The sequence below is a fragment of the Streptomyces sp. NPDC049541 genome, assembly GCF_044465725.1.
Taxonomy (GTDB): domain Bacteria; phylum Actinomycetota; class Actinomycetes; order Streptomycetales; family Streptomycetaceae; genus Streptomyces.
This window is the reverse complement of record NZ_JBITLY010000007.1, coordinates 370,442-384,127: the sequence shown is the minus strand read 5'-3', so window position 1 is coordinate 384,127 and position 13,686 is coordinate 370,442. Positions and strand designations below refer to the sequence as shown.

Here is a 13,686-nt window from a genome sequence, read left to right as displayed (position 1 = left end):
CCGCGGCGGGGCCTCGTACATGTCACTCGATCCCGGTGATCTCCAGTTCCCGGCCGCTGCGCAGGTCGGTGGAGGGCCGGTCGCAGTGCGGGCACCAGAAGAACGGGGGCATGCCCACCGGGAACTCCTGCGCGCACGCGCCGCAGTAGGCGTGCGCCGGGACCGGCTCCACCACGAGCCGGGCCGCGGCGAGGGCGGTGCCGTCGCGTGCCACCTCGAAGGCGAAGCTCAGCGCGTCGGGTACGACCCCGGCCAGCTCGCCGACCCGCACGGTCACCGCCGAGACGGCGTCCGTCCCGTCCGCCCGGGCGAGCTCGTCGGCCCGCTCGATGATCGCGGTCGCGATCGACAGCTCGTGCACGGTCGGCTCATGGATAGCGGCGGCCTGCGCGGAAGCCGCCGGCCATCCGGTAGATCCGCAGCTCACGCCTGATGCTCGGCAGCTCCCGGACGAACAGCGCCAGGGCCACGGCACCCGCCAGAGCGGCCTCCGCCATCAGCAGCTGCCGTCCCGTCGTCGCGGCCTGCGCGCCGTCTGCTCGTTGGACCTTCATTCCGGCTCCCTGTCCTTCCTCATCCCGGCGGGATGTTCGGCATGACGTCGAGGAGGGCGTCGTGCCGCTTCCAATGGATCCCGGTGGAGCGGCGCGCGTCCGCGGTGCCGTCCTTGTGGTGTCCGGTCTGGTGGCCGTAGGGCCCTGTGTTGCCCTGGTGCATGCCGGGCACATGCCCGGTGGAGTCGGGCTTGGCCTGGGGTCGGCCGACTCTGATGCTGCCCATGGGGTGTTCTCCTTCCTCGCCTCCGCGCCGCGGAGTCGTGGTCATGGCCGCTCGGTGAGGTCGTCGAAGAACCGCTCGACGGCGGGCCAGACGCGGCCGCCGCCGGACAGGCCCCGCCATTCCCGGCGTACGACGGCGATCATCCGGTAGCAGTCGTCGACCGGGACGATCCAGTGGTGGTCGAGGCCGTGGACGGTGTTCACGAGCAGTGCCTCCACGTCCGGTTCCAGGGAGACGAGCTGCGGACAGGCTGCGGTCAGCCGCTGCCAGGCCGCAGCGTCGATCTCCCACCGCATGGCCCCGGCCGGGCTGGGGCCCTCGGCGGTGACCGTGCCGTCGGCCCGGGGCACGAAGAACACCAGACCGACGGGCACGCCCAGAATCTCAGTGTCCACCCGGGGCAGCCTGATCCGCCTGCGGGGAACGAGCCGGTAGTGCCCGTCGCCCGCGCCCTTGTCCGCGAACAGCACCGAGCAGGGGCCGCAGGCGCAGCGCACCTCCTCGGCCGCGGTGTCGTACAGATGGCGGTGCTCCCCCGGCACCGGCGCGGCGCACAGGTCGCACCTCTCCTGCTCGGCCGCAGGCGTGGCCTCGGCGGAGGAGCGGATGAGGCGGGCGAGCGCGCCGACCGTGGTCACGGTGTGCCTCGGTGGGTGAGCGTGGTCAGCGGTACGAAGGCGGGAGCGGCGGTCTGCACGGGCTCCACCTCCGTCAGCTCCGGGGCCACGGCGAGCACCGCCTCCCGGACGGCCGCGGTGACGTCGCCCGTCCCGCCGCCGCAGCCGGAGCCGCAGCCGCCGCCCGCCGTCAGCCGTACGCGGCCCACCGCACCGTCCGCGCCGGCCCACTCCACGTCACCGCCGCGTTCCTGTACGGCGGGCCGCAGCCGCTCGACCGCGCGGGCCGCCCGGCGCTCCACGGGCTCCGGATGGATCGCGTGCAGTACCAGCAGATGCCCCAACAGCTCGTCGTCGGCGAGGCGTTCGGCCAGCTGCGCGTCCGCGTGGTCCATGACCCGGGCGAGCGCCTCGCCGTAGATCTCGGTCAGCAGCCGTACGGTCTCGACCGCGGAGCGGGTGGCGGGTCCGGGCGTGGACTCGAGCCCCTCCAGCAGCTGGTCGAGCAGGGTCAGCCGGGCCTCGACTGCCGGGTCCGCGAGCCGCTCGGGCTCAGCCATGGTTGGCGCCGTACGTCGGCGAGTGCAGGGTGGTCAGGGTCTTGCCCTTGCCGACGTACATGTGCACACCGCACGGCAGACAGGGGTCGAAGCTGCGGACCGTGCGCATGATGTCGACGCCCTTGAAGTCGTCCGGGCCGTTCTCCTCGAAGATCGGCTGTCCCTGTACGGCGTCCTCGTAGGGGCCGGGGGTGCCGAACTTGTCGCGGGGGCTGGCGTTCCACGGAGTGGGCGGGTACGGGTGGTAGTTGGCGATCTTCTTGTCCTTGATCACCAGGTGGTGGGAGAGGACACCGCGCACCGCCTCGTGGAAGCCGCAGCCGATGGCCTCGTCGGGCACCTCGAAGTTCTCGAAGACCTTGGTGTCGCCGTCCCGCACGAGTCCCATCGCCTCTTCGAGGAACTGCAGGGCCATGGCGGCCGCATAGGCGACGAAGTACGGCCGGGCGCGGTCCCGTTCGATGGTGTTGCTCCACTTCGGGATGCGCCATTCCAGGGTGGTCTCCGGCAGCGACTCGCCCTTGGGCAGTGAGATGCGGACGCTGTGGCCGGTGGACTTGATGTACGGGGTGTCGACCAGTCCGCTCAGCGCGGTGGACCAGAGGCGGGCGAGCGGGCCGCCGCCGGTGTCCAGGGCGAGGTGGTCGCCGCTGCGTGCGTCGTACCAGCGTGGGCTCATCACCCAGCTGTACTTGTCGTCGAAGTCGCGCTTCTGCGGCACCGGCACGGTGGTCTGGTTCCACGGGTGGCGCATGTCGACGGGGTTGCCGAGCGGGTCGTGGGTGACGAAGGGCTGCTCGCCCACCCAGTCCTCGTAGTAGGAGCTGCCGAGCATGATCCGCAGGCCGAGGTTGATGTCGACGAGGTTGTTGGTGACCAACTCGCCGTCGACGACGATGCCGGGGGTGACGTACATCGCCTTGCCCCAGGTGTTCATGTTCTCGTAGCGGTAGTCGACGACGTCGGGGTTCTGCCACGCACCCCAGCAGCCCAGCAGGATGCGGCGGTTGCCGACCTGCTCGTAGCCGGGCAGCGCCTCGTAGAAGAAGTCGAAGACGTCGTCGTTCATGGCGACGGCCTTCTTGACGAAGTCGATGACCCGCATGAGGCGGCTGAGGTAGTCGGTGAAGACGGTCGGCTGCGGCAGCGTGCCCACGCCGCCGGGGTACAGCGTGGAAGGGTGGACGTGGCGTCCCTCCATCAGGCAGAACATCTCGCGGGTGACCCGGCTGACCTTCAGGGCCTCCTTGTAGACCTCGCCCTCGAAGGGGTTGAAGGCCTTCATGATGTCGCCGATGGTCCGGTAGCCGTGGATGTCCCCGCGGGGGGCGTCACTGCGCTCGGCGCGGGCCAGCACACCGGGGTTGGTGGACTTGACCATGGCCTCGCAGAAGTCCACGAAGACCAGGTTGTCCTGGAAGATCGTGTGGTCGAACATGTACTCGGCGGCCTCGCCGAGGTTGACGATGTGCTCGGCGAGCCGCGGCGGTTTGACCCCGTAGGCCATCTGCTGGGCGTAGTCGGAGCAGGTGGTGTGGTTGTCGCCGCAGATGCCGCAGATACGGGAGGTGATGAAGCCCGCGTCCCGGGGGTCCTTGCCCTTCATGAACACCGAGTAGCCACGGAACAGCGACGACGTGCTGTGGCACTCCACGACCTCCCGGTTGGCGAAGTCGATCTTCGTGTAGATGCCCAGGTTCCCGATGATGCGCGTGATCGGGTCCCAGGACATGTCCACGAGCTGCGGCGGCTTGCGTCCCGTGGGCCGGGCCTCGGTTGTGGTCATCGCTCTTACTGCCCCTTGCTGTCGCTGTTCCGTAGGTCGGTCCGTGGTGTTGGTGTGTGCCGGGCGGTGTCAGGGACGCCAGTGCGGGTCGTAGCCGCTGGTCAGCTTCTGCTTGTTGTGGCGCCACCTGGGTTCGTGGTTGACCAGCTCGTTCGTGAAGCCGCGCAGTCGGCGGATGACGGCTCCGTACGGCTTGACGATCATCGAGGAGAGCGTTCCGCCGGGCGGCTCGTCCATGAACGGCATGAACGCGTCGGGGAAGCCTGGCATCGTGCAGCCGATGCAGATGCCGCCGACGTTCGGGCAGCCGCCGATGCCCGCCATCCAGCCGCGCTTGGGCACGTTGCAGTTGACGACCGGACCCCAACAGCCCGTCTTCACCAGGCACTTGGGCGAGTTGTAGTCCTTGCCGAAATTTCCCTGCTCGTAGTACGAGCCTCGGTCGCAGCCCTCGTGGACCGTCTTGCCGAACAGCCACTGCGGGCGCAGCATGTGGTCCAGCGGGGGCGGCGGAGCGGATCCGGCCGCGTGGTAGAGGACCCAGATCAGGGTCTCCATGAAGTTCTCGGGCTGGATGGGGCAGCCGGGTACGTTCACGACGGGCAGGCCACCCTGGGACCTGAAGTCCCAGCCCAGGTAGTCCGCGAGGCCCATGCAGCCGGTCGGGTTGCCGGCCATGGCGTGGATCCCGCCGAAGGTGGCGCAGGTGCCGGCGGCCACCACCGCCCAGGCCTTGGGGGCGAGTTGGTCGATCCACCAGTTGAGGGTCTGCGGTTCGCCGGTCTCGGGGTCGTTGCCGAACGACGTCCAGTAGCCTTCGCCCTCGATGATGTTCTGGTTGGGGATCGAGCCCTCGATGACGAGGATGAACGGGGCCAGCTCACCGCGTACCGCGGCCCGGTAGGGGGCGAGGAAGTCCTCGCCGCCCAGGCTCGGCGAAAGCACCTTGTTGACCAGGTTCACCTTGGGCAGGCCCGGGATCAGGCCGAGGACCAGGTCCTCGATGGAGGGCTGGTCGGCGGCCGTCAGGGAGACGGTGTCGCCGTCGCAGCTCATGCCCTCGGAGATCCAGAGGATGTGGAGCTCGTCGAAGCCCTGCCGTTCCTCGCCGCGGCTGGGCTCGCCGCTGACCTCGGTGGTGCTGCTGTGCGTTGTCATGTCAACGGCCTCCGCTGCGGGGGGTGTCGGAGTCGGTCGGGCTGAGTGGTTCGAGTTCGTCGGGGCGGAAGTAGTGGAAGCGGCCGTACCAGGTGTGCAGTTCGGCGGCGGGATCGTCGTCGAGGGTCACGGCGAGGTGCACGCTGTCGTCCACGTCGTGGAAGACGGCGGCCACCTCGGCGGTCCGTCCGGCCAGGAACATGTCCTGGGCGTCGGCGCCCCGCCTGCGTGGCCGAAGCCGTACGCGGCTGCCGGCGCCGAGGGGGACGCCGTCGACGAGCACCGTGTCGGTGGTCGGGGAGAGTCCGTCGTCGGCGCCCTCCTGCCACCAGGCGGGGCGTTCGGCGCGCGGGGGCGACGGGTCGGCCGGGGTCAGGGAGCGGACGGCGCCGTGCAGCCGTTCGAAGACCTCCGGGGGCATGGTGTCGACCCGGTCGAGGATCGCGGCGGCCCGTGGGTCGGTGGCGCGTGCCTCGCGTTTCTCCTCGTCCGTCAGCAGCATGGTGCGCAGCGTGAGGATCTCGTCGATCTCCGCGGCGTCGTGCAGATCCCCGGGGCTCTCCGGGGCCACCTGCGGATGGTCGGGAAGGATGATCGGCGACGAGAGCAGGAGGCGGCCCATGGCCCCGGCGGGGGAAGTCGAGGGTTCGCCACCGAGGACGGGGAAGGTGAACTCGTTCCGGCACGTACCTGCCTGCGCACGCAGGTCCTCGGGCGGATCGATCAGCGAGACGAATTCGACGCCGTCACCGCCGATCAGCGTGTGTGCGGCGATGAGCGCGCCGCTCAGCGCTTCCTCGCGCGTGGTCCGCGGATCCGGCGAAGGTCCCGTGTTGGTGGTGCACACCCGCAGACGGCAGAGGTTCTCCCCCAACTGCTCGGCGGCGAGAAGGACGTCGGCCCGTACTTCCTCGCGGCGACGCACCACGCGCCCTACGCCCGAGGGCAGCGCCTCGATGTCCCTGCCGGCCGCCGCTCCCGCCGGAACGATGCGTTCGCCCTGGAGGAGGTCGTCCAGCGGGACCGCGATGTCCACTTCGCACGGCACGGCCTCGTCGAAGGTCAGATGCACCGTGCCGTCGTCGGTGCGCAGCGACTCGACCTCTCGGAGGCGGCCGTGGCCGGTCTCCTCCACCTGCTTGCGCTGCAGTTGGAGGTATCGAAGCCTCACCCGCAGGGTTGCGCCGGGCTCCAGGATCCTCAGCAGCACCTCGGTCCGCTGGTACCAGGAGTCGGCGGAGCCGGACACATGGGGGACGACCGGGCCGTCCCGCTCCACCCAGGTCCGCGGGAAGAGCACGCCGAACTGCCAGCGGACGCGGTTCTTGGCCGACGAGCGACGGTAGGGATAGAGCAGATAGCCCTCATACAGGACGGCGTCGGCGACGGCGCTCAACTGCTCGAAACCGTGCCGGGACCGGTCAGCCGGCAGGCCCGGGGCGTCCCTCGTGGCGTGGGGCGCCATGCCGCCCTCGACCGAACCCTGCGACATCGCGCCTCCTCGTCACCGCATGCACGCCCATGCCTTCCACCACGGTCACACCGTCCACGCAGCCTCGCCTCCTCCGGCGCATCGTCACTGAGCCGTTCGGGGGGTCACTCGGAGTGGTCGGGTGGTCGGCGGCACAGGCCATGGGAGTGTCGTCGGCCGATCGACGGCAGAAGTCGCCTGGCCCGGGGGGCTGCGCTGTGGCCCGGCGGGAGCGCGACGCCATGGGCCGGCAGGGGCACCGCGCCGCGGTTCGGCGCGCCGCGGTTCGGCGCGCCGCGGTTCGGCGCGAGCCCGCGCCGCGATCCGGTGCGAGCACCGCGCCGCAGTCCGGCGAACGCACCATGCCATAGCCCCGCAGGGGCACCACGCCACGGCCCGAGGGACGCACCTCGCCATAGCCCGGCGGGAGCGCGACGCCATGGACCAGCAGGGGGCGGCACCACAGTCCGGCGAAGGCGCCGCGGCCGTGGGCCAAGGCGAGCGCCGCCCCGCGATCCGGCAGGAACGCGGCGCCGCGGTCCGGCGAACGCACCGCACCACAGCCCCCGCGAGAGAACCGCGCCACAGCCCGAAGAACGCACCACGCCACAGCCACGGCGAGAGCACCGCACCACGGCCCGGCGAAACACCGCGCCGGGGGCCGGGGCGAGCGCCGCGCCACAGCCCGGCAAGGGCGCTGCACCACGGCCCGGTGAAGCCACCACGCCGTGGACCGAGGCGAGCGCACCACGCCACAGCCCGGCGAGAGCACCGTGCCACGACCCGACGAACGCCCCACGCCACAGCCCGGCAAGGGCGCCGCACCACGCCCCGGTGAAGCCACCACGCCGTGGACCGAGGCGAGCGCCGCGTTGCGGACCGGCGAACGCGCCACGCCTTGGGCGGCGAACGCACCACGCCACAGCCCGGAAGGGCGCCGCACCACGGCCCGGCGAGCGCAGCGCGCCGTTCAGGTGGCCGGTGGCGACCAGCCCGGTGGGCGCAGAATTGCCAGTAGTTGGTGGACCAGTTCGTCCACCACTTCGTCGAGCGTGGCGTTGACCCAGCCCGCGCTCCAGTCGTGCAGCAGCCCGTTGACGCTGCCGATGAAGGCCGTCGCCGGGATGCGGTAGTCGCGAGGCGCTGCCTCTCCCTGGGCGGCGGCGGTGTCCGCCTCGGCGCAGATGAGGTCCACCCAGCGGGACCGGCGGGCCAGGCGCTGTTCCTCCAGGCGTGCGCTGACGCCGATGATCTCGACGAAGGTGATCCTGATCCGGCGCGGATCGCCGGTGACGTTCCCGGCGTAGGCCCGGAAGAGGGCGGTGACGCGCTCGGCGAGCGGGAGCCCCCGCGCCTCGGCGAACGCGGTCAGGACGGCCTCCTCGGCCCAGTCGTTGACCTGGAGGTGCAGCGCGGCCAGCACGTCCTCGAGGGTGCGGAACTCCTCGTAGAACTGGCGGGTGGACAGGCCCGCGGCCTCGCTCAGTGCCGCGACCGTGGTGGCGCGGTAGCCGGGGTCGCCACCGAAGAGTTCGAGGGCGGCGTCCAGGAATCGCCTGCGCCGCTCGGCCTGCCGTTCGGCGGCGGTCTTGCCGCCGTACCGTCCGGTCGGCGCCTTGAGCCTTCCCGCCACTGAGCCTCCCTTGTCGCCCGCCGCGCCAATTTTGTCGTGTACGCAGTCTTGTGGAGAAGGGCGCCTCTTCCTTACTTTCCAGTAAGTAAGAGTCTGAACGCGTCTGTTTTCAGATTCGGCCGCACTTCTTTGGCATGCCCTCATCACACCCCGTCCGCAGAGGAGAGAGCACTCATGCCTGCCTTCAGATCCAGGCACATCTGCTCCGTAGCCGCCGCCCTCGCCCTGACCGCCGCCGCACCCGCCACCGCCGCCACCGCGGACGCGTCCGCAGCACTGCGCGAGGTGCTGTTCGTGGGCAACAACTGGGACGGCACCGCCACCGTCCTGAAGTCCTCCGGCGACTTCACCAAGGTCGGGGAGATCAACGTCGTCCCCGACAAGGCGCAGCGCATCGCGGAGATCAACGCCGACCCCATCAAGTGGATCTACTACACGGCCATCCGCAACCAGGTCGGGCAGGGCCACGACCAGTACGTCGACGACATGTACTCCACACCCGACGGCACCTCCGTGGTCGTCTCCCGGCCCAGCTTCGCCGACGTCGTCTCCATCGACCTGGCCACCGACAGGATCAACTGGCGTTTCCCGGTGGCCGGTTACCGTGCCGACCACATGGCCGTCTCCCCTGACGGCACCAGGGTCGCGGTCTCCGCGTCCACCGCCAACAAGGTGCAGGTGCTGGACATCAACACCGGCAAGGAACTGGGCGAGTTCGCCACCGGTGACAAGCCGCACGAGAACGTCTTCACCAACGGCGGCAAGTACATCTGGAACATGTCCATCGGCGAGGTCACCACCTCCCTCGACGACCCGTCGGCGGACTGGACCAAGGGCGACCGTCACATCACCGTCGTCGACGCCACCACGTACAAGACGGTCAAGACCATCGACATGCGCGACCGGCTGAACGCGATCGGCCTGAAGGACTTCTCCGACGCGGTACGGCCCGCCGCCTTCACCCCTGACTGGTCGAAGATGTACTTCCAGGTGTCGTTCTTCAACGGCTTCCTGGAGTACGACATCGCCTCCGACAAGATCACCCGGGTGAAGACGCTGCCGGCGAACCCGGCGACCAACCCCGACCGCACCACCTGGCTGCTGGACTCGCGCCACCACGGCATCTCGATGAGCCCCGACGGCAGCAAGCTGTGCGTCGCCGGGACGATGGACAACTACGCCACCGTCGTCGACCGGGCCGGCCTCCAGGAGGGCCCGCTCGTCACGGCGTCCACCCCGTACTGGGCCACGGTCAGTGGCGACGGCAAGGACTGCATCATCTCCGAGAGCGGCGCCGACCAGGTCACGGCGATCGACTTCGCGACCGGCCAGAAGGTCATCTCCGTGCCGGTCGGGGACCATCCGCAGCGGGTACGGCTCGGCCATGTGCAGGCCGGCTGGACGGGTCCGTCCGCGAGCTGATCCCCCCTCACCGACGGCGCCGGACGATGGAGTCCGGCGCCGTCGGCCTGTCGGCCCGCCCGAGCCCTCGGCTCAGAAGTGTGCCGCCGCCCAGGCCGCCAGCTCGGCCTTGGCCGCGCTGAGCAGACTCGCCGATGGTGCCGTTGCCCCATTGGTCACCAGCGCGTAGTGCAGGACGCCGGAGTCCGAGTCGGTGAGCAGGAGGCGCCGACTGCCCGTGCCGCCCGGTTCGGGAGCCGCCGCGACCGGTGTCGCGGTCGTGTACGCCGGCGGGCCGTAGACCGTGCCGAGGTCGGAGACGACGGTGGTCGTCGCGGTCGGGAACGAGGCGGGCAGGTGCAGTTCGGTGGGTGCCGTGCCGCTGCCCGACTTCCACACGAGCAGCCCGTACTGGCCGGAGCCGACCAGCTGGGACACGTTCGGCAGTGAACTCGGCACCGGGTTCCAGGTCAGGGTCGTGGAACCGTCGCGTGAACGGTCCTCGTAGGTGAAGGCGAGCGTCGTACCGGCCGTGGCACTCGGGTAGAGGCGGTCGAGGAGCCGAGCGTCCTGACGGAGTGTCACCGCACCCGAGTCGTCGAGTTTTGCGGCGGAGAGGTCCTCGTCGTTCCAGGCGTCACCCGACGTCTTGACCTTGTCGGGGTTGTCGTTCATCAGCTCGTGGTGGCGGCCGTTGTAGATGTCCCACTGCCACTGGTTGCCGGAGAGGACCGGGCCGGAGGAGGCCGGGCTCGACCACCAGCCCGAGCCCGGCAGCCGGGAGTCGAGGGCCTGGTAGATGGCCTTGTCGACCGTGGGGGCCTTGCCCGCCACCGATCCGGACAGCGGATGGCCGAACTCGCTGACCACGGCGGCGGTGCCTGCGGCGGACGCCCGGTCGCGGATGGTGCCGAAGTCCTTCGCGTACTGCCCGTCGGACGCGTTGCCCCACATGAAGATGCCGGAGATGGCCTTCTGGTCGTAGAAGTGGGTGTTGAAGACATAGCGCGGGCCGAGCGTGCCGGCGTCCAGCAGTCCGCCCTCCTGCTTCTGTGAGTCGATGTTGGCGTTCCAGAAGAGGTTCGGTTCGACGAAGGCGGGTTTGGCCTGCCAGCCTGCCGCGTCCATCCGGGCCCGGAACTTCTGGTAGAAGGGCCACAGCAGGTTCTGCTCCCAACTGCGGCTGCTCTGGCCGGAGTCGTAGCTGCCGGCGAAGGGCTCGTTGTAGGGGTCGAAGCCGACGACGCCCGCGAACTCGGCGTCGCTCAGGTGCTGTTCGACGTACGCCATGGTCTTCTGGGCGGTGGCGAGGAAGGCGTCCTGCAGGCCGTAGGTGTTGTGCCAGAAGTCGTACTGCGCCTTGGTCACGGCCTGGTTCTGGGTGATGTTCTGACCCCAGAAGAGGCAGATCCCGCACGACTCCTGCGGGTAACCACCCAGCGCCACGGCCCACTTGGGTGCGCCGTCGCCCGTGTACCAGCTGCCCGAGTTGAAGAGGTAGCGGGAGTAGAGGTCCTGGTGGAAGTCGGGGTAGACGCGGATGCCGGCGTCGAGGAAGGCCTGCATCTGCGCGGTGACGGCGGCCAGGTAGGCGGTGTCGACCGTGCCGCGGGTGGGTTCGGCGTGCGCCCAGGAAAGCAGGAAGCGGACCGAGTTGCCGCCGCCGAGGGCACGCAGCGCGGTCGCGGACTTCTTCGCGTCGGCGACCGAGGCGAAGGGCAGGCCGCTGTTCTCCTCCAGCTTGGTCTCGCCGGAGACGTTGTAGCCGCGCAGCACGACCTCGCGGCCGTTGCCGTCGACGAATCTGCCGTTCTGCACCGTCAGGGGCGATTCGTCGAACCAGAGGGAGTCGGGAAGGGGCGCGGCGGTGGCGCAGGGTGCGCCCGCCACCGTCAGAGATCCGAAGAGGACAACCAGCACAAGGAGCAGACGTGTCCGAATATTCGGCATGTCCACTACAGTCCGGTGATTTCCGGACAACGTCAATACTTCTGACTCTTGAGTAAGTTTCAGGATTCGCGGGGACCGTTCCTTCTCAGCCACCTCAGTCCTTCACGCGACGCGTCACGTTCAACAGGTACTCCTTTCGGTTGAGGGGGTTGTGGTCGGTGCGCGGGCGTTCGGGAACCGTTCCGTGAGTGATCGGTGCGTAGTGGTCGAAGGCGCTCTCCAACTCGCCCTCGCCACGGGTGAGTCCGGGCAGCCGCTGCTCCAGTTCGTGCACCCGGCCGGCCGGGACCGCACCCTCCAGGACGCAGTCCGCGCCCTGCGTCCGGGTCGTCTGCGGCACGGCACGCAGGGCGGCCAGTACCGGCAGCAGGGCGCCGAGGGTGTCGGCCGGTGCTTCGAGGCGGAAGCGGTGCATCGGCTCGTGGACCCGGGTGCCCGCCCGGCGCAGTGCCTCGACGAGGACCAGCGGGGTCAGACCGCGGAAGTCGTGGCCGGTGCTGGACATGCTCTTGTCGAAGCCCTGGTGGGCGTGGCTCTGCCGGGGCGAGTAACCGGAGTGGGTCATGGTGACCGTGCAGTCGGTGACCTGCCAGCCGTGCAGGCCCTGCCGGAGGGTTTCGCGGACGGTGTCCTCGACGGCCTTGAAGAAGGCGTACGGCATGGCGCCGAGCTCCACCTCCAGGCGGAACCGCACGCCCGAGCCGACCGGTGCGGGGTCGACGCGCAGGCCGACGGTGGCCAGGAACGGGTTCGGGTCCTTCTTGTTGAACTCGACCGCCGCTCCCGGCCCGGACGGCCGCTCGATGCAGATGACCGTGGTCTCCCGGAAGGTGACGTCGAGCCCGAACTCCTCGGCGAGCGTGGCCTGGACGACCTCCTTCTGGACCTCGCCGTAGAGGGAGACGGAGGTCTCCTGGCGCAGCTCGTCGTGACGCAGGTCGATCAGCGGGTCCTGTTCGGCGAGCTGGGTGAGCGCGATGTGCAGCTTCCGGGTGTCCACGCCCGGGCCGGGGACGACCACCGTCTCCAGCGTGGGCGGGGCGAAGAAGTGCTCGTAGGCCTTGCGGGGTTCGCCGAGCGCGTCACCGATCCTGATGCCGGTCAGGCCCCACAGCCGGGCGATCCGTCCGGCGGGGACGGCGTCCGCCCGGACGTCGGCGCCTTGGTCGAAGACGCTGATCGCGGTGACCCTGCCCTCCGTGCGGGCCTCGCCGAAGGGGATCCGGTCGCGGGTGCGCAGGGTGCCGGAGAACATGCGCGCGTACGCCACCTTCTCCCCCGCCGGGCCTCGCTCGACCTTGAAGACGGTGCCCGAGACCGGCCCGTCGGGGTCGCCGTCTGCCGCGGGCAGGAGCTCCTTGATACCCGCGACCAGGGCGTTCACGCCGGCTCCGGTGATGGCTGAACCGAAGTGGACGGGGTGGACCAGGGCCTGGCGGGTCTGGGTGGTGAGGGCCGCACGGACGGCGGTATGCGCCATGTCGCTGCCCTCCACCCAGGCGGCAAGCAGCTCGTCGTCATGGTCCGCCAGGACATCGAGCGCCGCCGGAGCGACCCCCGGCACGAACTGGGCAGCGGGCGTGCCGAGTCCGCCGACCGTCCCCATGGCCACGACCGCCGGCGTGAGCCGCTCGCGGATCTCCCGCAGTACGCCGTCGTACCGCGCCCCGCGGCGGTCGATCTTGTTGATGAACAGGAGGGTCGGGATGCGCAGCCGCTGCAGGGCCCGCATCAGGATGCGCGTCTGCGCCTGGACGCCCTCGACGGCCGAGACGACGAGAACCGCGCCGTCGAGCACTCCGAGCACCCGCTCCACCTCGGCGATGAAATCCGGGTGGCCAGGGGTGTCGATGAGGTTGACCGTCACGTCGTCGACCGCGAACGAGACGACGGCGGACTTGATGGTGATGCCGCGCTGCCGCTCCAGCGCGAGGGTGTCGGTGCGAGTGTTCCCGTCGTCGACACGGCCGGGCTCGTCGATCACTCCGACCGAGTGCAGCAGCCGCTCGGTCAGGCTCGTCTTACCTGCGTCGATGTGCGCGAGGATGCCAAGGTTGAGCAAGTGCACGAAGCGTCATGTCCTTCGAAGAGTGGGTCATTCCTTCCTGGGCGGACATGAACGGTGCTCGCATTGCTTCTCCTGGACGGTGCGGTGACCCAACCCATCAAGTGCATCAGTACCGGCGTCTCGGCGGCAACGGATTAACGCCGGGATGGCGGCGGCGCTGCCGAGCGTGGACGCTTGCGTCGAGGGGCACAGGCCGGCCGCGCTGGAGCGTCTGACGGCGGTGGTGCGCGGGGCCTGCCCGGCGCCCGTGGAAGGAGCGGAT

Annotated in this window: 12 protein-coding genes; 1 reads left to right on the top strand and 11 read right to left on the bottom strand. The window is 70.0% G+C overall.

What is annotated here, in order from left to right; translation table 11 throughout:
- Window positions 1-22: 22 nt before the first annotated feature.
- From hypA to ACIBW9_RS27285, 9 genes are all read right to left on the bottom strand, one after another.
- On the bottom strand, window positions 23-361 hold the full coding sequence (gene hypA, locus ACIBW9_RS27325) for a hydrogenase maturation nickel metallochaperone HypA (protein ID WP_398959360.1): 339 nt from the start codon (window positions 359-361) through the stop codon (window positions 23-25).
- A 7-nt stretch (window positions 362-368) separates the two neighbouring features.
- A complete protein-coding gene (locus tag ACIBW9_RS27320; RefSeq protein WP_398959358.1) occupies window positions 369-554 on the bottom strand; it encodes a hypothetical protein in 186 nt (61 codons plus the stop codon).
- 19 nt (window positions 555-573) lie between these two features.
- Window positions 574-780: a hypothetical protein gene (locus tag ACIBW9_RS27315; protein ID WP_398959356.1), complete on the bottom strand. Its 207-nt coding sequence runs from the start codon at window positions 778-780 to the stop codon at window positions 574-576.
- Window positions 781-821: 41 nt separating this feature from the next.
- A complete protein-coding gene (locus ACIBW9_RS27310; protein ID WP_398959354.1) occupies window positions 822-1,418 on the bottom strand; it encodes a DUF5947 family protein in 597 nt (198 codons plus the stop codon).
- Window positions 1,415-1,957: a NifU family protein gene (locus ACIBW9_RS27305; protein WP_398959352.1), complete on the bottom strand. Its 543-nt coding sequence runs from the start codon at window positions 1,955-1,957 to the stop codon at window positions 1,415-1,417. The genes ACIBW9_RS27310 and ACIBW9_RS27305 overlap by 4 nt, the downstream gene beginning before the upstream one ends.
- A complete protein-coding gene (locus ACIBW9_RS27300) occupies window positions 1,950-3,743 on the bottom strand; it encodes a nickel-dependent hydrogenase large subunit (protein ID WP_398959350.1) in 1,794 nt (597 codons plus the stop codon). The genes ACIBW9_RS27305 and ACIBW9_RS27300 overlap by 8 nt, the downstream gene beginning before the upstream one ends.
- A 69-nt stretch (window positions 3,744-3,812) precedes the next feature.
- Window positions 3,813-4,901, bottom strand: coding sequence for a hydrogenase expression protein HypE (locus tag ACIBW9_RS27295; RefSeq protein WP_398959348.1), 1,089 nt, complete (start codon window positions 4,899-4,901; stop codon window positions 3,813-3,815).
- A 1-nt stretch (window position 4,902) separates the two neighbouring features.
- Window positions 4,903-6,393: a hypothetical protein gene (locus tag ACIBW9_RS27290; RefSeq protein WP_398959346.1), complete on the bottom strand. Its 1,491-nt coding sequence runs from the start codon at window positions 6,391-6,393 to the stop codon at window positions 4,903-4,905.
- Window positions 6,394-7,342: 949 nt separating this feature from the next.
- Complete coding sequence (locus ACIBW9_RS27285; RefSeq protein WP_398959344.1) at window positions 7,343-8,005, bottom strand: TetR/AcrR family transcriptional regulator; 663 nt, start codon at window positions 8,003-8,005, stop codon at window positions 7,343-7,345.
- A gap of 174 nt (window positions 8,006-8,179) precedes the next feature.
- Between ACIBW9_RS27285 and ACIBW9_RS27280 the strand changes: the two genes are divergently transcribed.
- Entirely contained in the window at window positions 8,180-9,427 is a 1,248-nt protein-coding gene (locus ACIBW9_RS27280; protein ID WP_398959342.1) for a YncE family protein, read from the top strand.
- A gap of 72 nt (window positions 9,428-9,499) precedes the next feature.
- On the opposite strand, the gene ACIBW9_RS27275 is transcribed toward ACIBW9_RS27280, so the two are convergent.
- Entirely contained in the window at window positions 9,500-11,356 is a 1,857-nt protein-coding gene (locus tag ACIBW9_RS27275) for a cellulase family glycosylhydrolase (protein ID WP_398959340.1), read from the bottom strand.
- Between the two features lie 94 nt (window positions 11,357-11,450).
- Window positions 11,451-13,424 (bottom strand): GTP-binding protein, encoded by a 1,974-nt coding sequence (locus tag ACIBW9_RS27270; protein WP_398959338.1) that lies wholly within the window; start codon window positions 13,422-13,424, stop codon window positions 11,451-11,453.
- Between the last annotated feature and the right edge of the window lie 262 nt (window positions 13,425-13,686).